Origin of the sequence: Vulcanibacillus modesticaldus, assembly GCF_001730235.1 — a bacterium.
GTDB classification, from domain to species: Bacteria; Bacillota; Bacilli; order Tepidibacillales; family Tepidibacillaceae; genus Vulcanibacillus; species Vulcanibacillus modesticaldus.
The window spans coordinates 37,965-54,182 of sequence record NZ_MIJF01000089.1 but is presented as its reverse complement, the minus strand read 5'-3'; the positions used below and the strand labels follow the sequence as shown (position 1 = coordinate 54,182).

32 protein-coding genes are annotated in these 16,218 nt (G+C 37.8%); all 32 read right to left on the bottom strand.

Annotated elements, in window-relative coordinates; genetic code table 11:
• Positions 1 to 21: 21 nt before the first annotated feature.
• Complete coding sequence (rplQ, locus tag BHF71_RS10945; protein ID WP_069657664.1) at positions 22 to 387, bottom strand: 50S ribosomal protein L17; 366 nt, start codon at positions 385 to 387, stop codon at positions 22 to 24.
• Positions 388 to 419: 32 nt separating this feature from the next.
• Positions 420 to 1,364: a DNA-directed RNA polymerase subunit alpha gene (locus BHF71_RS10940; RefSeq protein WP_069657663.1), complete on the bottom strand. Its 945-nt coding sequence runs from the start codon at positions 1,362 to 1,364 to the stop codon at positions 420 to 422.
• 203 nt (positions 1,365 to 1,567) lie between these two features.
• Complete coding sequence (gene rpsK / locus BHF71_RS10935) at positions 1,568 to 1,957, bottom strand: 30S ribosomal protein S11 (protein ID WP_069657662.1); 390 nt, start codon at positions 1,955 to 1,957, stop codon at positions 1,568 to 1,570.
• Positions 1,958 to 1,971: 14 nt separating this feature from the next.
• On the bottom strand, positions 1,972 to 2,340 hold the full coding sequence (gene rpsM / locus BHF71_RS10930) for a 30S ribosomal protein S13 (RefSeq protein WP_069657661.1): 369 nt from the start codon (positions 2,338 to 2,340) through the stop codon (positions 1,972 to 1,974).
• A gap of 20 nt (positions 2,341 to 2,360) precedes the next feature.
• Entirely contained in the window at positions 2,361 to 2,474 is a 114-nt protein-coding gene (gene rpmJ, locus BHF71_RS10925) for a 50S ribosomal protein L36 (protein ID WP_003322638.1), read from the bottom strand.
• 32 nt (positions 2,475 to 2,506) lie between these two features.
• A complete protein-coding gene (gene infA / locus BHF71_RS10920) occupies positions 2,507 to 2,725 on the bottom strand; it encodes a translation initiation factor IF-1 (protein WP_069657660.1) in 219 nt (72 codons plus the stop codon).
• 3 nt (positions 2,726 to 2,728) lie between these two features.
• Positions 2,729 to 3,040 carry a KOW domain-containing RNA-binding protein gene (locus BHF71_RS10915; protein WP_069657659.1) on the bottom strand — a complete coding sequence of 104 codons (312 nt, stop codon included), beginning with the start codon at positions 3,038 to 3,040 and terminating at the stop codon, positions 2,729 to 2,731.
• Positions 3,041 to 3,048: 8 nt separating this feature from the next.
• Positions 3,049 to 3,795 (bottom strand): type I methionyl aminopeptidase, encoded by a 747-nt coding sequence (gene map, locus BHF71_RS10910; RefSeq protein WP_069657658.1) that lies wholly within the window; start codon positions 3,793 to 3,795, stop codon positions 3,049 to 3,051.
• A complete protein-coding gene (locus BHF71_RS10905) occupies positions 3,795 to 4,445 on the bottom strand; it encodes an adenylate kinase (RefSeq protein WP_069657657.1) in 651 nt (216 codons plus the stop codon). The genes map and BHF71_RS10905 overlap by 1 nt, the downstream gene beginning before the upstream one ends.
• Before the next feature lie 68 nt (positions 4,446 to 4,513).
• The gene (gene secY, locus BHF71_RS10900) at positions 4,514 to 5,806 is read right to left on the bottom strand and encodes a preprotein translocase subunit SecY (protein WP_069657656.1); all 1,293 of its coding nucleotides are present in this window, start codon (positions 5,804 to 5,806) and stop codon (positions 4,514 to 4,516) included.
• Complete coding sequence (gene rplO, locus BHF71_RS10895; protein WP_069657655.1) at positions 5,806 to 6,246, bottom strand: 50S ribosomal protein L15; 441 nt, start codon at positions 6,244 to 6,246, stop codon at positions 5,806 to 5,808. The genes secY and rplO overlap by 1 nt, the downstream gene beginning before the upstream one ends.
• Before the next feature lie 30 nt (positions 6,247 to 6,276).
• Positions 6,277 to 6,465: a 50S ribosomal protein L30 gene (gene rpmD, locus BHF71_RS10890; protein ID WP_069657654.1), complete on the bottom strand. Its 189-nt coding sequence runs from the start codon at positions 6,463 to 6,465 to the stop codon at positions 6,277 to 6,279.
• Positions 6,466 to 6,476: 11 nt separating this feature from the next.
• Positions 6,477 to 6,974: a 30S ribosomal protein S5 gene (rpsE, locus tag BHF71_RS10885; RefSeq protein ID WP_069657653.1), complete on the bottom strand. Its 498-nt coding sequence runs from the start codon at positions 6,972 to 6,974 to the stop codon at positions 6,477 to 6,479.
• Positions 6,975 to 6,997: 23 nt separating this feature from the next.
• On the bottom strand, positions 6,998 to 7,366 hold the full coding sequence (gene rplR / locus BHF71_RS10880) for a 50S ribosomal protein L18 (protein WP_069657652.1): 369 nt from the start codon (positions 7,364 to 7,366) through the stop codon (positions 6,998 to 7,000).
• A gap of 31 nt (positions 7,367 to 7,397) precedes the next feature.
• Positions 7,398 to 7,934 (bottom strand): 50S ribosomal protein L6, encoded by a 537-nt coding sequence (rplF, locus tag BHF71_RS10875; RefSeq protein ID WP_069657651.1) that lies wholly within the window; start codon positions 7,932 to 7,934, stop codon positions 7,398 to 7,400.
• Positions 7,935 to 7,964: 30 nt separating this feature from the next.
• Positions 7,965 to 8,363, bottom strand: a complete 399-nt coding sequence (gene rpsH / locus BHF71_RS10870; RefSeq protein WP_069657650.1) for a 30S ribosomal protein S8 — start codon at positions 8,361 to 8,363, stop codon at positions 7,965 to 7,967.
• Positions 8,364 to 8,390: 27 nt separating this feature from the next.
• Positions 8,391 to 8,576, bottom strand: coding sequence for a type Z 30S ribosomal protein S14 (locus BHF71_RS10865; protein ID WP_069657649.1), 186 nt, complete (start codon positions 8,574 to 8,576; stop codon positions 8,391 to 8,393).
• 23 nt (positions 8,577 to 8,599) lie between these two features.
• Positions 8,600 to 9,142 carry a 50S ribosomal protein L5 gene (rplE, locus tag BHF71_RS10860; RefSeq protein WP_069657648.1) on the bottom strand — a complete coding sequence of 181 codons (543 nt, stop codon included), beginning with the start codon at positions 9,140 to 9,142 and terminating at the stop codon, positions 8,600 to 8,602.
• Between the two features lie 26 nt (positions 9,143 to 9,168).
• Positions 9,169 to 9,504, bottom strand: coding sequence for a 50S ribosomal protein L24 (gene rplX, locus BHF71_RS10855; protein WP_069657647.1), 336 nt, complete (start codon positions 9,502 to 9,504; stop codon positions 9,169 to 9,171).
• 25 nt (positions 9,505 to 9,529) lie between these two features.
• Entirely contained in the window at positions 9,530 to 9,898 is a 369-nt protein-coding gene (rplN, locus tag BHF71_RS10850; protein ID WP_069657646.1) for a 50S ribosomal protein L14, read from the bottom strand.
• Between the two features lie 46 nt (positions 9,899 to 9,944).
• Positions 9,945 to 10,208: a 30S ribosomal protein S17 gene (gene rpsQ / locus BHF71_RS10845; protein WP_069657645.1), complete on the bottom strand. Its 264-nt coding sequence runs from the start codon at positions 10,206 to 10,208 to the stop codon at positions 9,945 to 9,947.
• A 21-nt stretch (positions 10,209 to 10,229) separates the two neighbouring features.
• Positions 10,230 to 10,430: a 50S ribosomal protein L29 gene (gene rpmC / locus BHF71_RS10840; protein WP_069657644.1), complete on the bottom strand. Its 201-nt coding sequence runs from the start codon at positions 10,428 to 10,430 to the stop codon at positions 10,230 to 10,232.
• Positions 10,420 to 10,854 (bottom strand): 50S ribosomal protein L16, encoded by a 435-nt coding sequence (rplP, locus tag BHF71_RS10835; RefSeq protein WP_069657643.1) that lies wholly within the window; start codon positions 10,852 to 10,854, stop codon positions 10,420 to 10,422. The genes rpmC and rplP overlap by 11 nt, the downstream gene beginning before the upstream one ends.
• Positions 10,855 to 10,856: 2 nt before the next feature.
• Complete coding sequence (rpsC, locus tag BHF71_RS10830) at positions 10,857 to 11,519, bottom strand: 30S ribosomal protein S3 (protein WP_069657642.1); 663 nt, start codon at positions 11,517 to 11,519, stop codon at positions 10,857 to 10,859.
• Positions 11,520 to 11,522: 3 nt separating this feature from the next.
• Complete coding sequence (gene rplV / locus BHF71_RS10825) at positions 11,523 to 11,864, bottom strand: 50S ribosomal protein L22 (protein ID WP_069657641.1); 342 nt, start codon at positions 11,862 to 11,864, stop codon at positions 11,523 to 11,525.
• Positions 11,865 to 11,888: 24 nt separating this feature from the next.
• Positions 11,889 to 12,167: a 30S ribosomal protein S19 gene (gene rpsS / locus BHF71_RS10820; protein ID WP_069657640.1), complete on the bottom strand. Its 279-nt coding sequence runs from the start codon at positions 12,165 to 12,167 to the stop codon at positions 11,889 to 11,891.
• A 68-nt stretch (positions 12,168 to 12,235) separates the two neighbouring features.
• On the bottom strand, positions 12,236 to 13,066 hold the full coding sequence (rplB, locus tag BHF71_RS10815; RefSeq protein ID WP_069657639.1) for a 50S ribosomal protein L2: 831 nt from the start codon (positions 13,064 to 13,066) through the stop codon (positions 12,236 to 12,238).
• Positions 13,067 to 13,094: 28 nt separating this feature from the next.
• Complete coding sequence (gene rplW, locus BHF71_RS10810) at positions 13,095 to 13,382, bottom strand: 50S ribosomal protein L23 (RefSeq protein WP_069657638.1); 288 nt, start codon at positions 13,380 to 13,382, stop codon at positions 13,095 to 13,097.
• Positions 13,382 to 14,005, bottom strand: coding sequence for a 50S ribosomal protein L4 (gene rplD, locus BHF71_RS10805; RefSeq protein ID WP_069657637.1), 624 nt, complete (start codon positions 14,003 to 14,005; stop codon positions 13,382 to 13,384). Before rplD ends, rplW begins: the two co-directional genes overlap by 1 nt.
• 26 nt (positions 14,006 to 14,031) lie before the next feature.
• Complete coding sequence (gene rplC / locus BHF71_RS10800; RefSeq protein WP_069657636.1) at positions 14,032 to 14,664, bottom strand: 50S ribosomal protein L3; 633 nt, start codon at positions 14,662 to 14,664, stop codon at positions 14,032 to 14,034.
• A gap of 39 nt (positions 14,665 to 14,703) precedes the next feature.
• Positions 14,704 to 15,012 carry a 30S ribosomal protein S10 gene (gene rpsJ, locus BHF71_RS10795; RefSeq protein ID WP_020155511.1) on the bottom strand — a complete coding sequence of 103 codons (309 nt, stop codon included), beginning with the start codon at positions 15,010 to 15,012 and terminating at the stop codon, positions 14,704 to 14,706.
• A 181-nt stretch (positions 15,013 to 15,193) separates the two neighbouring features.
• The gene (locus BHF71_RS10790; RefSeq protein ID WP_069657635.1) at positions 15,194 to 16,057 is read right to left on the bottom strand and encodes a DMT family transporter; all 864 of its coding nucleotides are present in this window, start codon (positions 16,055 to 16,057) and stop codon (positions 15,194 to 15,196) included.
• Between the last annotated feature and the right edge of the window lie 161 nt (positions 16,058 to 16,218).

The following is a 16,218-nucleotide window of genomic DNA, read 5'->3' as shown; positions in this document are numbered from 1 at the left end:
GCCCTCACCCTTTTATAAAAACTATTCTACTAGTTCAAGGTATACCATTGGTGCTGCGTCTCCGCGGCGAGGCCCTAGTTTAAGAATACGTGTATAACCTCCCTGACGTTCAGAGAAACGTGGAGCTATTTCACTAAATAATTTTTGGATTGCGTCCTGTCCGGTTTCTGCATCAGCTACTTCTTTTCTCACATAAGCTGCTACTTGACGACGAGCATGAAGATCGCCACGTTTTGCTAATGTGATAAGCTTTTCAGCAATTTTACGTACTTCTTTTGCTTTAGATTCAGTAGTTTCAATACGCTCATTTATGAATAAATCTGTTACGAGGTCACGGAACAAAGCCTTCCGCGCTGCTGAGTTACGGCCTAATTTCCTGTATGCCATTCCTTGTCCCCTCCTTTAAACAAGATTCTTATCTATTCATCCTTACGAAGCGAAAGTCCTAAGTCATGGAGTTTATTTTGCACTTCTTCAAGTGACTTACGTCCAAGATTTCGCACTTTCATCATGTCTTCCTCAGTTTTGGTAGTTAATTCTTGAACAGTATTAATACCAGCACGTTTTAAACAATTGTAAGAACGAACAGATAGGTCTAATTCTTCTATAGTCATTTCTAGTACTTTTTCTTTTTGATCTTCTTCTTTTTCAACCATGATTTCTGCTTCTTTTGCTTCTTCTGTTAATCCGACAAATAGATTAAGATGCTCTGTTAAAATCTTCGCGCCTAAGCTTACCGCCTCTTCAGGACGAATACTTCCATCAGTCCATACTTCAAGAGTTAACTTGTCGTAGTTGGTTATTTGCCCAACGCGTGTATTTTCAACATTAAAGTTAACCCTAGTTATCGGAGTATAGATGGAATCGACAGGAAGAATTCCTATAGGTTGATCTTCTTTTTTATTCCGTTCAGCCGGTACATATCCTCTTCCACGATTAGCACGGATTTGCATATGAAATCTAGCATTATCTTCAACCGTTGCAATATGAAGATCTGGGTTAAGTATTTCTACGTCACTGTCGGCTCGAATATCCCCAGCTGTAACCTCGCCACCGCCATCAACATCAATCTCTAAAATCTTTTCCTCATCTGAGTGGATTTTAAGAGACAATTTCTTAAGATTTAAGATAATTTCTGTAGTATCTTCTACGACACCAGGAATAGTAGAAAATTCATGCAAAACACCATCGATTTGAATAGAGGTAACAGCAGCACCTGGTAATGAAGACAGAAGAATACGTCTTAATGAATTACCAAGTGTTGTGCCGTAACCCCGTTCTAGAGGCTCAACTACGATCTTACCGTAGGTAAAATCTTCACTTACCTCTACTACTTCAATTTTCGGCTTTTCTATTTCAATCATTATTAACCCTCCTTTAAAACGTCCCATTTCAGATGGCATATATAATTACGAGGGTAAATTACCATAAAGGAACAATCGGTGGTACCAACATTCATAACCTAACCATGTTCTTTAGTAGATCTAGTTGAGAGTACATATTTACCCTAACCTATCATTTTATTATTCACATGTTCAGGCATTCTATACGTCTATAAACAAAATAATTATACACGACGGCGTTTTGGTGGACGGCAGCCGTTATGTGGAATAGGAGTTACGTCTTTAATCAAACTAACTTCTAAACCTGCAGCTTGTAAGGAACGAATAGCTGCTTCACGACCTGCACCAGGTCCTTTAACTAGTACTTCTACTGTTTTCATGCCGTGTTCCATTGCTGCCTTTGCTGCAGCCTCCGCTGCCATTTGTGCAGCAAATGGAGTGCTTTTACGAGAACCTTTAAATCCAAGAGCACCAGCGCTACTCCAAGATATCGCATTACCATGTGGGTCGGTAATGGTTACAATTGTGTTGTTAAAAGTAGACTTAATATGTGCTACTCCATTCTGAATATTCTTACGCTCACGCCTTTTAGTTCTAGTAGTTCTTTTAGCCATTTCGTCATCCCTCCTTACTTCTTCTTATTAGCAACAGTACGGCGTGGACCTTTTCTAGTTCTAGCATTAGTTTTAGTTTTTTGTCCACGAACAGGTAGTCCTCGACGATGACGAATGCCTCTGTAAGAACCTATTTCAATTAGGCGCTTAATATTAAGAGCAATCTCACGTCGCAGATCTCCCTCAACCTTAATGTTTTTATCGATTACTTCACGAAGTTTAGATACTTCATCCTCTGTTAAGTCACGTACTCTTGTATCTGGATTAATCCCTGTTTCAGCTAAAATCTTTTTTGAAGTAGAACGTCCAATTCCGAAAATATAGGTTAATGCAACTTCTACTCGCTTATCGCGAGGTAAGTCTACACCTGCAATACGTGCCATTAGATTAACACCTCCTTGGATTAGCCTTGTTTTTGCTTATGCTTTGGATTTTCACAAATGACCATTACAGTTCCTTTTCGACGAATAACTTTGCACTTTTCACAAATTGGTTTGACGGATGGTCTTACCTTCATGTTTTTAACCTCCTTACGTGCAAACAAAAAAACTATTTATATCGATACGTAATCCGACCACGTGATAAATCATAAGGCGACAACTCGACTGTTACTTTATCACCAGGTAGAATTCTGATAAAATGCATTCTTATTTTTCCTGATACGTGAGCTAAAACTTTGTGACCATTCTCCAATTCGACTCTGAACATTGCATTAGGCAAAGGTTCAATTACAGTCCCTTCAACTTCAATAACGTCTTCTTTGGCCATGGTTCACTCCCCTTTCTTTTCGTCCTCATTAAAATTATTAGAGATATAATTCTGAAGAACATATCGCAATTTAGCATTCGATACTCTTTTGTCTTCCATTATACTTTTTACGACCTCTTCTGAAATATATCCCGTAGTCCTTAAATGGCGTACGTTTTTCTTTTTAGGATGATCAAACTTTCGTTTATCACCATCTGCAATGATAACGTAGCGATCATTTATTATTTCTAATACAACTGCATATTTTCCAGTGTCTCGGCCCATTAAAATTTCAACTATCTCACCAACTTGAAACAATGAACTATTATCACTCATATTTTCACCTATAATTTAGTCAATATTTCATGACCATTATCAGTTATTACAATGGTATGTTCGAAATGCGCACATAAAGAATTGTCTTCAGTAACAACTGTCCATTGATCAGTCAAGGTTTTTACAAACCTCTTACCTGCATTAACCATTGGTTCAATAGCTAAGGCCATTCCTGGTTTTAATCGAGGTCCGCGATTTGGAGGCCCGAAATTTGGGATTTGAGGATCTTCATGAAGATTCTCACCGATTCCGTGGCCAACGTATTCCCTAACTATCGAAAAACCATGGGACTCAACATGCTGTTGTATAGCATGAGAAATATCAGATAGCCGAAATTCAGGAGATGCTTTTTCTAACCCTTTATACAAGGATTCTTCAGTCACTTTGAGCAATTTCTTAGCTTGTTCTGAAATTTTCCCAATACCATATGTCCAAGCAGAATCTCCATGATAACCTTTATACTCCGCGCCAACATCTATACTGATGATGTCACCTTCTTTTAGCACACGGTTACTAGGAATACCATGGACTAGCTCATTATTCACTGAAGTACAAATACTTGCTGGAAAGCCTGCATAGCCTAAAAACGAAGGACTGGCACCTTTACTTCTTATAAAATTTTCAGCAATCTGGTCCAGCTCTTTTGTTGTAATACCAGGGCGAATTGCCTTAGCCAAAACTTGATGGGTTTCCGCCACGATTTGTCCAGCAATTCGCATCATTTTAATTTCATAATCGGACTTACGTATAATCATTAGTTAAGACCTCTCAGTATTTTAGCTATTGATTCAAATACCTCGTCGATCTTCTGATTGCCATCAATCGTTCTTAGTAAATCCTTTTCTTGATAAAATTTTAATAAAGGTTCGGTTTGTTTAATGTTTACTTCAAGCCTTGTAGCTACTGTTTCTTCTTTATCATCATCGCGTTGATAAAGTTCTCCACCACATTTATCACAGATACCATCTACTTTTGGAGGGTTATAGATTAAATGATAAGTGGCTCCACAATTACTACAAATACGGCGGCCTGTTAAACGTTCTAACAAACTCTCCTTATCTACTGCTATATTGATCACATGATCAATCTTTTTACTCATTTGTTCAAGCAATTCATCGAGTGCTTCAGCTTGAGCTACAGTTCGTGGAAAACCATCTAATAAGAAACCGTCCTTACAATCATCTTTTCCCAAACGTTCCCTTACAATACCAATAACGACTTCATCGGGTACTAGTAAGCCTTGATCCATATATGATTTTGCTTGCAATCCCATCTCTGTGCCCTCTTTAATCGCACTTCTGAACATATCTCCAGTTGATATGTGTGGGATTTTAAATTCTTCAACTATCTTTTCGGCTTGGGTTCCTTTACCAGCACCAGGCAAACCCATAAGCACAATATTCATTAATCATCCCTCCATCAAGCCGTTGCTTTCAACATGAAGACCAACTCTTAAGAAGTCAGGCGTTAATATTATTTCTTAATAAAACCGTCGTAATGTCTCTTAATAAGCTGGGATTCAATCTGTTTCATTGTATCTAGTGCTACCCCAATTACGATAAGTAATGAAGTACCACCGATTCTTACTGATTGAGGTAGATCAGTAAAAGATGTAAAGAGTATCGGTAAGATTGCAACTGCTGCTAGGAAAAGTGAACCAGCCAAAGTAATACGGCTTAACACTTTAGTAATATATGCAGAAGTTGCTTTACCTGGTCTTACACCTGGAATATACCCACCATTCTTCTTCATGTTATCAGCCATTTGCACTGGATTAATTTGAACAAATGTATAGAAGTATGTGAAACCTACGATTAGTAACACATAAAGAGCAATCCCAAATGCAGAGTTGGTACTAAAATTACGAATAAACCAATCAGCTATTCCATTCCCTGCCCAAAAACTTGCAATAGTTGATGGGAACATCAACAATGATAAGGCAAAAATTACTGGAATTACCCCAGCAGAATTAACTTTAAATGGAATATAAGTAGACTGGCCACCGTACATTTTTCTACCCACTACGCGCTTTGCATAGTTAACTGGTATCTTTCTAACGCCCTGTTGCACATAGATAACACCAACAACGATTAAAATAACAACAAGTGCAATTAGCAATGTTTTAACTATATTAATAAATAGTAGATCTCCTGCGTCTCCAATCTCAGTTGCAAAAATCGCTGCTAATGCGTCAGGAATTCGTGCGACAATACCAGCAAAAATGATAATTGAAATACCATTACCTATCCCATTCTCGGTGATTTGCTCACCTAACCACATTAGAAATGCTGTTCCTGCTGTTAATGTAATTGCAATCAATAGATAAGTAACAAATCCTGGATCTATAACAAGCCCTGGATATAATCTATTGAAACTGATTGAAAATCCAATAGCCTGAATAAATCCTAAGACAACTGTTCCGTAACGAGTAAACTGCGCTAGTTTTCTACGTCCTGCTTCTCCTTGTCGTGCCCATTCAGCAAACTTCGGAACTACATCCATAGTTAATAGCTGAACAATGATAGATGCCGTAATATAAGGCATTATTCCTAACGCAAAGATAGAAAATTGTTTTAAAGCCCCTCCAGAAAAGGTGTCCAATAATCCAAAAATATCTCTTTCTGTAAGTGGCATTAATGCCTCACTATTAATATTCGGCACTGGAATAAAACTACCAATTCGGAAAACAACAAGCATCAAAAGGGTAAAGATAATTCGCTTACGTAAATCCTCTACCCTAAAAATATTGGAGACCGTTGCAAACATTAGATCACCTCAGTTTGGCCGCCGGCAGCAGCAATTTTCTTAACAGCAGATTCGGAGAACTTGTGAGCTTTTACAGTTAGTCCTACATTTAATTCTCCATTTCCTAAAACCTTCACACCATCTTTCACTTGCTTCACATAGCCTTTTTCTTCAAGTAATTCTGGTGTAACAACCGTACCTGCCTCAAAACGATTTAATACGTCTAAATTAATTATAGCGTATTCTTTGCGAGTTGGGTTTTTAAATCCACGTTTTGGCAATCTGCGCGCTAATGGAGTTTGACCACCTTCAAAACCAAGGCGAACGCCCCCACCAGAACGAGCTTTTTGACCTTTTTGTCCACGTCCAGCTGTTTTACCATTTCCAGTTGCAATACCACGACCTACACGCTTTCTAGTATGACGTGAACCTTCTGCTGGTTTGAGTTCATGTAACTTCACAATTACACCTCCCCTATACAAAGCTATTTATTATTCATCAACTTCTGTTACTTCAACTAAATGACTCACTTTATTAATCATCCCGCGAATAGCAGGGTTATCATTGTGAACGACAGTTTGATTTAACTTTCTAAGTCCTAAAGTTTTAACAGTAACTCTTTGAGTTTCTGGACGACCAATTAAACTGCGTTTGAGGGTGATTTGTAATTTTTTTGCCATGATACTCCCTCCTATCCTAAAAGTTCTTCAACTGTTTTTCCACGTAATTTAGCAACTTCTTCAACACTTTTTAAACTATTTAGTCCTTCTAAAGTTGCCTTAACCATGTTAATTGAATTTGAAGAACCTAAAGATTTAGTTAAAATATCCCCGATTCCTGCTAATTCAAGTACTGCACGAACTGGTCCACCAGCTATAACTCCAGTACCTTCTGAAGCAGGTTTTAAGAATACTTTTCCTGCACCAAACTCTCCAGTAATTGGATGAGGTATAGTTGAACCAACCAGTGGTACATGGATTAAGTTTTTCTTAGCATCTTCAATACCCTTACGGATAGCATCAGGTACTTCAGATGCTTTACCTATACCAGCACCAACCCAGCCATTTTTGTCCCCAACAACAACCAAAGCACTAAAACTAAAGCGACGTCCACCTTTAACAACTTTAGCTACTCGGTTGATGTTAACCACTTTTTCTTGCAAATCAAGTGTATTTGGGTCAATACGCATGTTTTTCCCTCCTTCATGTCTTGTTAAAACTGAAGTCCTGCTTCTCGAGCAGCTTCAGCTAAGGCTTTGATTCTTCCGTGGTACAGATATCCACCTCTATCAAAAACTACGCTCGCATAACCTTTTTCAACAGCTCTTTTAGCAACAAGTTCTCCAACTAATTTAGCTGCTTCAACATTACCACCGTTACTAATCTTATCTTTAAGTTCGCTATCTAATGTTGATGCAGAAACTAAAGTAGTTCCTGTAACATCATCGATTAATTGAGCATAAATGTGTTTTGAAGAACGGAATACGTTTAAACGAGGTCTTTGTGCTGTACCAACAATATTTTTTCTCATACGTAAGTGTCTTTTCTTACGGATTTTATTTTTATTTGTTTTATTAATCAACCGGATTCACTCCCTTCGTTAAGCGAAAGCATTACTTACCAGTTTTACCAACCTTACGACGAATACGTTCATCAGCGTATTTAATACCTTTACCTTTATAAGGTTCTGGTTTACGGATTGATCTAATTTTCGCTGCAGTAGCACCAACACGCTCTTTATCGATTCCTTTAACGATAATCTTAGTTGGTTCTGGTACCTCAAGGTCAATACCTTCTTCAGGTAGGAATTCAACTGGATGAGAGTAACCAACACTTAATGTTACTTTTTTACCAGATTTAGCAGCACGGTATCCAACACCAACTAATTCTAATGTCTTCTCAAACCCCTTAGTTACGCCTTCTACCATGTTGCTGATTATACTACGGGTAGTACCGTGTAATGCACGATGTAATTTATTATCAGAAGGACGTTCTACAATTACTTCATTTCCTTCTTTGATAATTTTGATATCATTATGGAATGTCCTAGTTAAAGTTCCTTTCGGTCCTTTAACACTAACTACAGTACCATCGATCGTTACTTCTACACCAGCTGGTATTTCAACTGGTTTCTTTCCAATACGAGACATTCTTACACCTCCAATCGGATTTAAGTTCTATTACCAGATGTAAGCAAGAACTTCTCCGCCCACTTTTGCTTTACGAGCTTCTTTATCAGTCATCACACCTTGAGAGGTAGAGATGATTGCGATTCCTAATCCTCCAAGTACTCTTGGAATTTCGTTATACTTTGCATAAACACGTAAACCTGGTTTACTAATTCGCTTTAATCCAGTAATTACACGTTCATTATTTGGTCCGTATTTTAAGAATAAACGGATTATACCTTGTTTGTCATCTTCAATATATTCTGCGTCACGAATGAAACCTTCACGCTTTAAAATTTCAGCAATTTCTTTCTTGATGTTTGAAGCTGGTACTTCAACAATCTCGTGACGAACAATATTTGCATTTCTGATACGAGTAAGCATATCAGCAATTGGATCTGTCATCGCCATATTGATAGCCTCCTTCCCTAACTGGGTTTACCAACTAGCCTTCTTAACTCCAGGAATTTGTCCTTTATACGCAAGTTCCCTAAAACAAATACGACATAACTTGAATTTACGAATTACAGCATGTGGACGACCACAACGTTCACAACGAGTATATTCTCTTACTTTGAACTTTTGAGGTCGTCTTTGCTTAGCAATCATTGATTTCTTTGCCACGCTATTTCCTCCTCAAATTAGAGTTATTTTGCAAACGGCATTCCTAATAGACTTAATAACTCATGTGCCTCTTCATCAGTATTTGCAGTTGTTACGAAAACAATGTCCATACCACGAAGTTTATCGATTTTATCATAATCAATTTCTGGGAACACTAATTGTTCTTTTAGTCCTAAGGTATAGTTACCGCGTCCATCAAAAGCTTTATTTGAAACACCACGGAAGTCACGAACACGTGGAAGTGCAATATTAAATAATTTATCGATGAAGTGATACATACGCTCACCACGAAGTGTTACCTTTGCACCGATTGGCATTCCCTCACGTAATTTAAAACCAGCGATGGATTTCTTTGCACGAGTAATTACTGGTTTTTGTCCAGCTATTTGTTCTAAATCAGCTACTGCACTATCCAAAATTTTTGGATTTTGTACAGCTTCTCCTAGTCCCATATTGATTACAACCTTTTCAATACGAGGCACTTCCATTACTGATTTATAATTAAATTTTTTCATCAATGCTGGAGTAATTTCATTAAGATATTTTTCTTTTAACCTTGCTGTCATAATTTAGACCTCCTTCCTTCACCTGACTACTTGTCAATTACTTCGCCAGATTTTTTAGCAACCCGCACTTTTTTCCCATTTTCTAAAACTTTATATCCAACTCTTGTCACTCCACCAGTTTTTGGATCTACTAACATAACATTAGATGCGTGTATTGGAGCTTCTTGAGTTATAATACCACCTTGTGGATTTGCTTGAGAAGGACGAGTATGTTTTTTAACAAGATTTACTCCTTCAACTAGTACACGGTTTTCCTGTGGATAAGCTTGCAATACACGTCCCTTTTTACCTTTATCCTTACCACTGATTACAATTACAGTGTCACCTTTTTTAACATGTAGTTTGTTTTTTGAGGATTTCATTAAATGCACCTCCTTACAGTATAGATTAAATGACTTCAGGAGCTAAAGAAACGATTTTCATAAAGTCTTTTTCACGTAATTCACGTGCTACAGGTCCAAAAATACGTGTCCCACGAGGACTCTTATCATCTTTAACGATAACTGCTGCATTTTCGTCAAATTTAATGTAAGATCCATCACTACGTCTAGTTCCTCGCTTAGAACGTACAATAACAGCTTTAACTACGTCACCTTTCTTAACAACGCCACCTGGTGTTGCTTCCTTAACGGAACAAACAATGATATCTCCAATGTTAGCGAATTTTCTCTTTGAACCACCTAAAACCTTAATAGCCATTAATTTTTTAGCTCCAGAATTATCAGCTACATTTAAAATTGTTTGTGGCTGAATCATTCAAAAGTCCCTCCCTTCGGAACATCAGTCTAGATTAACTGTCATATTATATGATGATTGCTTCTTCAACAATCTCAACTAATCTCCAACGCTTATCCTTAGATAATGGTCTTGTTTCCATAATCTTCACGATATCGCCAATCTTTGCTTGATTGTTCTCATCGTGAGCTTTGAATTTCTTTGTATATTTAATGCGCTTGCCGTATAACGGATGCTTTTTGTAAGTCTCAACAGCAACTACAATAGTCTTATCCATCTTGTCGCTAACTACTTTACCAACTTGAACTTTACGTTGATTACGTTCAGACATTATTTAACCTCCTTTCAGGGTTTACTTATTAATCCCTAATTCTCTTTCACGCAATACAGTCTTAGCACGTGCGATTCCCTTACGCACTTCTTTAATACGAGCTGTATTCTCTAATTGACCCGTCGCTAATTGAAAACGGAGGTTGAAAAGCTCTTCTTTAAGAGAATTAATTTTTTGCTCAATTTCAGCAGTGGTCATATTTCTTAGTTCATTAGCTTTCATTTGCGTCACCACCCACTTCTTCACGCTTTACAAACTTAGTTTTAATTGGCAGCTTATGGGATGCCAGACGCATAGCTTCACGCGCTACCTCTTCAGATACACCAGCTAATTCAAATAATACTTTACCTGGCTTTACAACCGCAACCCATTTCTCAGGTGAACCTTTACCACTACCCATTCGAACCTCTAGTGGCTTTTGTGTAATAGGTTTTGAAGGGAAAATTTTAATCCAAACCTTACCACCACGTTTAATATAACGTGTCATCGCAATACGAGCTGCTTCAATTTGTCTGTTAGTAATCCAAGCCGGCTCTAATGCTTGTAACCCAAATTCACCAAATGCTACTTCAGTACCACCTTTTGCACGCCCGCGCATTTTACCACGGTGTTCTTTGCGGTGTTTAACACGTTTTGGCATCAACATAATTATCTGCCTCCTTCCTTAGCTTTTTTGTTCTTCGCTACAGGAAGAACTTCTCCACGATATATCCAAACTTTAACCCCTAAACGTCCATAGGTTGTATGCGCTTCTGCTGTTCCATAGTCAATATCCGCACGAAGAGTATGAAGTGGAACAGTTCCCTCGCTATAGCCTTCACTACGAGCAATCTCCGCTCCGCCAAGACGTCCACTAACTAAAGTTTTGATCCCTTTAGCACCGGCACGCATTGTGCGTTGAATCGCTTGTTTCATTGCACGACGGAAAGAGATACGACGCTCTAATTGTTGTGCTATATTCTCAGCAACTAATTGAGCATCAAGTTCAGGGTTCTTAATTTCAGAAATATTTATGTGAACTTTTTTATCAGTCATCTTAGTTACTAATTGACGAAGATTTTCAACTTCAGCTCCACCTTTACCGATTACCATTCCAGGTTTTGCTGTGTGAATTGTTACATTAATACGGTTTGCTGCCCTTTCAATCTCGATATGGGAAACAGCCGCATCATATAATCGCTTCTTTAGCACTTCACGGATTTTGATGTCTTCATGTAGTAAATCAGCATAATCTTTCTCAGCGAACCATTTAGACTCCCAATCACGAATAATTCCTACGCGAAGTCCTATCGGATTAACTTTTTGTCCCACGATTTATCCCTCCTTTTTTTCAGTTAATACTACAGTAATGTGGCTGGTACGCTTGTTGATTCGACTTGCACGTCCCATTGCTCTTGGACGGAAACGTTTCAAAGTTGGACCTTGGTTTGCGTAAGCCTCACTTACAACTAGTTTTTCTACATCCATGTTATAGTTATGCTCTGCATTCGCAATTGCAGAATTGATTAACTTTTCAATAACTGGGGAAGCCGCCTTTGGAGTATGACGAAGGATTGCAATAGCTTCTCCAACTTCTTTGCCCCGAATTAGGTCTAATACAAGACTCACTTTACGAGGAGCAATCCGTACATATTTAGCTACAGCTTTAGCTTGCATTCACTGTACCTCCTCTCAATTCGATTAGCGCTTAGTTTTCTTATCGTCGTCCGCGTGTCCTTTGTAAGTACGAGTAGGAGCAAACTCACCTAATTTATGCCCTACCATATCTTCAGTTATATATACAGGCACGTGTTTACGACCATCATGTACTGCTATAGTATGTCCAACAAATTCAGGGAAAATCGTAGAACGACGAGACCATGTTTTAATGACTTTCTTTTCGTTCTTTTCGTTTAATTCTATTACTTTTTTCATTAAATGATCATCTACAAAAGGTCCCTTTTTTAAGCTACGTCCCATTAATAAACCTCCCTTCAAGATGGCAGAATAGATTATAATCTTATATTTAAACCATCAACATCTTATATTTACTTCTTACGACGGCGAATAATGTACTTATCAGAAGTGTTATTTTTCTTACGAGTTTTGTATCCCAATGTTGGTTTACCCCAAGGTGTAACAGGTGATTTACGTCCGATTGGAGCTTTACCTTCTCCTCCACCGTGTGGATGGTCATTAGGGTTCATAACAACTCCACGAACGGTAGGTCTCTTTCCTAACCAACGGGAACGTCCTGCTTTACCAATACTAATATTTTCGTGATCTAGGTTACCAACTTGACCGATTGTCGCTTTACACTCTTTACGAATCATTCGTACTTCACCAGAGCTTAGACGAATAATCGCATAATCGCCATCTTTACCAAGAAGTTGAGCCTCTGCTCCAGCAGCACGAACCAATTGTCCACCCTTACCAGGTTTCATTTCGATATTGTGGATGATAGTACCAACAGGAATATTTTCAAGTGGAAGTGCATTTCCCACCTTAATATCAGCTTGCGGTCCTGATTCGATCATGTCACCAACTTTTAATCCGTTAGGTGCAATGATATATCTCTTCTCACCATCAACATAGTTGATTAATGCAATGTTTGCAGAACGGTTTGGATCGTATTCAATTGTAGCAACGCGTCCTGGTATGCCATCTTTATTTCGCTTGAAGTCAATGATACGGTATTGTCGCTTATGACCGCCACCCTTATGGCGAACTGTTAATTTTCCTTGATTGTTACGGCCAGCCTTTTTGTTTAGTGGCGCCAAAAGTGATTTTTCTGGTTTATCCGTAGTAATTTCGTCGAAAGTAGAAACAGACATTCCACGTCTACCAGCAGAGGTTGGTTTGTATTTCTTAATTCCCATTGTTATTTCCCTCCTTTTCTTCTATATATTAAACTTCAAATAATTCCAAAGCTTTGCTATCCTCGGTTAAGGTTACGATAGCCTTTTTCCACTCAGAAGTATATCCACTATAACGTCCATATCGTTTTGGTTTTGCAGGCATTTTAACTAGGTTAACCTTTTTAACTTTTACCCCGAAGATACTTTCGATAGCAGCTTTAATCTCAGTTTTGTTTGATTTCATGTCAACTTCAAACACATATTTGTTTTCAGCCATAAGATCGCTAGTTTTTTCTGTTAACACAGGGCGCTTTATAATATCGCGAGGATTTTTCATTATACAAGCACCTCCTCTATCTTCGCCACTGCCTCTTTAGTGATGATCAATTTGTCATGATTTAAGATATCAAGAACGTTGATTCCATCAGCAGATACAAATTTAACTCCTGGAATGTTGCGAGAAGATAATGCAATATTATCATTATAATCTCTATCAACAATTAAAGCCTTACGATCTGCATTTAAATTACTTAAAATGTTTGCCATTTCTTTAGTCTTTGGCGCAGATAAAACTAACTCATCTAATACAATAAGTTCTTTATCTAATACCTTTGTAGAAAGGGCTGATTTTAAAGCTAAACGGCGAACTTTCTTTGGAAGTTTATATGCATAGCTTCGTGGAGTAGGTCCAAATACAGTTCCACCACCAACCCATTGAGGAGCACGAATACTACCTTGACGGGCACGACCTGTTCCCTTTTGACGCCACGGCTTTCTTCCTCCTCCTCTTACTTCAGAACGACCTTTAACCTTATGAGTTCCTTGACGCTCTGAAGCACGTTGCATAATAACTGCATCATAAAGTACTGACTCATTTGGTTCGATTCCAAAGATTGCATCAGATAATTCGATTTCTCCAACTTGAGTCCCACTTATATTATATAAAGCTACTTTAGGCATAGCGAATCCTCCTTTCTTTAGAAAGCTTATTTATTAGCCTTTTTTACTGCTTCTTTAATAACTACATAACTGTTTTTAGGACCTGGGATAGAACCTTTAACTAAAATAAGGTTTCTCTCAGTATCTACCTTAACGATTTCTAGGTTTTGAATAGTTACCTTATCAGTACCCATACGTCCTGGTAATGGTTTACCTTTAACAACTCTGTTAGGAGCGATTGGCCCCATTGAACCCGGTCTTCTATGATAACGGGAACCGTGAGCCATTGGTCCACGTGATTGATTGTGTCTTTTGATTACACCAGCAAAACCTTTACCTTTAGTAACGCCAGTTACATCAACAAATTCACCTTCAGCAAAAATGTCAGCTTTAACTTCTTGACCAACTTCATAATCCATAGACATGCCACGGATTTCTTTGATGAAGCGCTTAGGTGCTGTATTAGCTTTCTTCACATGACCAAGCTCTGGCTTGTTTACACGATGCTCTTTTTGATCATCAAAACCTAATTGAATAGCCTCGTATCCATCATTTTCGTTGTCTTTCTTTTGTAGAACAACACAAGGCCCTGCTTCAACTACTGTAACAGGTACTACATCACCATTATCAGTGAAAATTTGCGTCATCCCAAGTTTTTTACCTAAGATTCCTTTGGTCATTTTTGCCACCTCCTATATCAAATAAGTTACATCATTTCATTATAGTTTTATTTCAATATCTACACCAGATGGTAAATCTAATCTCATAAGTGAATCAACAGTTTGAGGTGTAGGATTGATGATGTCAATTAGACGTTTATGTGTACGCATTTCAAACTGTTCACGAGAATCCTTATACTTATGAACCGCACGAAGGATTGTGTAAACAGATTTTTCTGTTGGCAATGGAATCGGTCCGGAAACTGATGCTCCAGAACGTTTTGCTGTTTCAACAATCTTTTCAGCGGATTGGTCTAGGATTCTGTGGTCGTACGCTTTTAATCTGATTCTAATTTTTTGCTTCGCCATCTTATATTCCCTCCTTCTCGCCCATTTTTATAACGGACATTTCTCAGTAGAAATTTCCCGCTCACACCCCATGGCAAAGGGGCCGGGTGTGTCGGCAACCTTCTACCTCATCGCAAGTCCACAGACCAACGTTTTATATTATATTAAAATTCGAGGCTGAATGCAAGTGTTTTGTGTAAAATTACTTATATTTTAAATAGATAAAAATGCCTCCTATAATTATTAACCCGCCGATCATTTGTAATAATTCGACTGTTTCATTTAGGATTAAAAAAGCTAATATTATTGAACCTATTGGTTCAACTAAAATACTCATTGTTACTGTGGTTGCATTGATATAACGTATTGTCCAATTTAAAATTGTATGTCCCATGATATTTGGAATTACTGCTAAAGCAATAAACAACTTCCAGTCCCTAAGCTCATAATCTAATAAGTCGATCCCCAGCAATATATTATAAATGAGTAAAAGGATTGTGCTTGTACTATAAACAACTGTAGTATATGGTAATAATGATAATTTTTTTCGTAATGTTTGTCCAAAAAGCCAATAACCAGTTGCCGTTATCGCTCCAATAAACGCTAAAAAATCACCAATCAATGCTTGTCCAGCAATATTAAAGTCTCCCCAACCAACAATAAAGGCACCTGCTAATGCAAAAAATGCTCCGATTACCCCCAATATCGAGACCTTTTCTTTAAAAAGAAAATAACCTCCAATCATTGCAAGTATCGGTTGTAAGGTTACAATTACTACCGAACTTGCTACTGATGTGTACTTCAGTGATTCAAACCATGTAATAAAATGAATCGCTAAAAAAACTCCAGATAGCATTGAATACAACCATTCTTTATTTTTCAACAACCTCAATTCTTCACGATAATATATAATAGTAGGAATTCCGAGTATTAATGTAGAGAATAGCAATCGATATAATGCAATTATTGAAGCTGGAGCAGCCGATAATTTGACAAAGATCGCTGCCGTTGAAACTGACAATACCCCAATCCCTAAAGCTATATAAGCTCTATTTTTATTTGCCATGAATATCCCTACTTTAAAAAAGTTTTTAGACACAATGCACTTATTTCCCAGAAAATTTCCCTTCATTTATTTTACTATAAGATTAAACACAAAAATGCACCATTCCCTTGAAACAAGTACTTTATTTTGTAAAAGTGCAGCTTTTAGAAGTGTAATGAACA

Coding starts and splice junctions, on each gene's coding strand:
- rplN (WP_069657646.1), bottom strand. CDS start 9,898: ATGATTCAGCCACAAACAATTTTAAATGTAGCTGATAATTCTGGAGCT.
- rpsH (WP_069657650.1), bottom strand. CDS start 8,363: ATGGCGATGACAGATCCAATTGCTGATATGCTTACTCGTATCAGAAAT.
- BHF71_RS10905 (WP_069657657.1), bottom strand. CDS start 4,445: ATGAATATTGTGCTTATGGGTTTGCCTGGTGCTGGTAAAGGAACCCAA.
- rpmD (WP_069657654.1), bottom strand. CDS start 6,465: ATGGCAAAAAAATTACAAATCACCCTCAAACGCAGTTTAATTGGTCGT.
- rpsM (WP_069657661.1), bottom strand. CDS start 2,340: ATGGCACGTATTGCAGGTGTAGACTTACCTCGCGATAAGCGAGTAGAA.
- rplP (WP_069657643.1), bottom strand. CDS start 10,854: ATGTTGATGCCAAAACGTGTTAAACACCGCAAAGAACACCGTGGTAAA.
- infA (WP_069657660.1), bottom strand. CDS start 2,725: ATGGCCAAAGAAGACGTTATTGAAGTTGAAGGGACTGTAATTGAACCT.
- BHF71_RS10940 (WP_069657663.1), bottom strand. CDS start 1,364: ATGATTGAAATAGAAAAGCCGAAAATTGAAGTAGTAGAGGTAAGTGAA.
- rpmC (WP_069657644.1), bottom strand. CDS start 10,430: ATGAAAGCTAATGAACTAAGAAATATGACCACTGCTGAAATTGAGCAA.
- rplD (WP_069657637.1), bottom strand. CDS start 14,005: ATGCCTAAAGTAGCTTTATATAATATAAGTGGGACTCAAGTTGGAGAA.
- rplV (WP_069657641.1), bottom strand. CDS start 11,864: ATGCAAGCTAAAGCTGTAGCTAAATATGTACGGATTGCTCCTCGTAAA.
- rpsE (WP_069657653.1), bottom strand. CDS start 6,974: ATGCGTATTGACCCAAATACACTTGATTTGCAAGAAAAAGTGGTTAAC.
- rpsQ (WP_069657645.1), bottom strand. CDS start 10,208: ATGTCTGAACGTAATCAACGTAAAGTTCAAGTTGGTAAAGTAGTTAGC.
- rpsS (WP_069657640.1), bottom strand. CDS start 12,167: ATGGGACGTAGCTTAAAAAAGGGACCTTTTGTAGATGATCATTTAATG.
- BHF71_RS10915 (WP_069657659.1), bottom strand. CDS start 3,040: ATGAGTGATAATAGTTCATTGTTTCAAGTTGGTGAGATAGTTGAAATT.
- secY (WP_069657656.1), bottom strand. CDS start 5,806: ATGTTTGCAACGGTCTCCAATATTTTTAGGGTAGAGGATTTACGTAAG.
- rplW (WP_069657638.1), bottom strand. CDS start 13,382: ATGAAAAATCCTCGCGATATTATAAAGCGCCCTGTGTTAACAGAAAAA.
- rplQ (WP_069657664.1), bottom strand. CDS start 387: ATGGCATACAGGAAATTAGGCCGTAACTCAGCAGCGCGGAAGGCTTTG.
- rplB (WP_069657639.1), bottom strand. CDS start 13,066: ATGGGAATTAAGAAATACAAACCAACCTCTGCTGGTAGACGTGGAATG.
- rplE (WP_069657648.1), bottom strand. CDS start 9,142: ATGACAGCAAGGTTAAAAGAAAAATATCTTAATGAAATTACTCCAGCA.
- rplF (WP_069657651.1), bottom strand. CDS start 7,934: ATGTCTCGTATTGGAAAGAAACCAGTTGAAATACCAGCTGGTGTAGAA.
- BHF71_RS10790 (WP_069657635.1), bottom strand. CDS start 16,057: ATGGCAAATAAAAATAGAGCTTATATAGCTTTAGGGATTGGGGTATTG.
- map (WP_069657658.1), bottom strand. CDS start 3,795: ATGATTATACGTAAGTCCGATTATGAAATTAAAATGATGCGAATTGCT.
- rplX (WP_069657647.1), bottom strand. CDS start 9,504: ATGAAATCCTCAAAAAACAAACTACATGTTAAAAAAGGTGACACTGTA.
- rpmJ (WP_003322638.1), bottom strand. CDS start 2,474: ATGAAGGTAAGACCATCCGTCAAACCAATTTGTGAAAAGTGCAAAGTT.
- rpsK (WP_069657662.1), bottom strand. CDS start 1,957: ATGGCTAAAAGAACTACTAGAACTAAAAGGCGTGAGCGTAAGAATATT.
- rpsJ (WP_020155511.1), bottom strand. CDS start 15,012: ATGGCGAAGCAAAAAATTAGAATCAGATTAAAAGCGTACGACCACAGA.
- rplC (WP_069657636.1), bottom strand. CDS start 14,664: ATGACCAAAGGAATCTTAGGTAAAAAACTTGGGATGACGCAAATTTTC.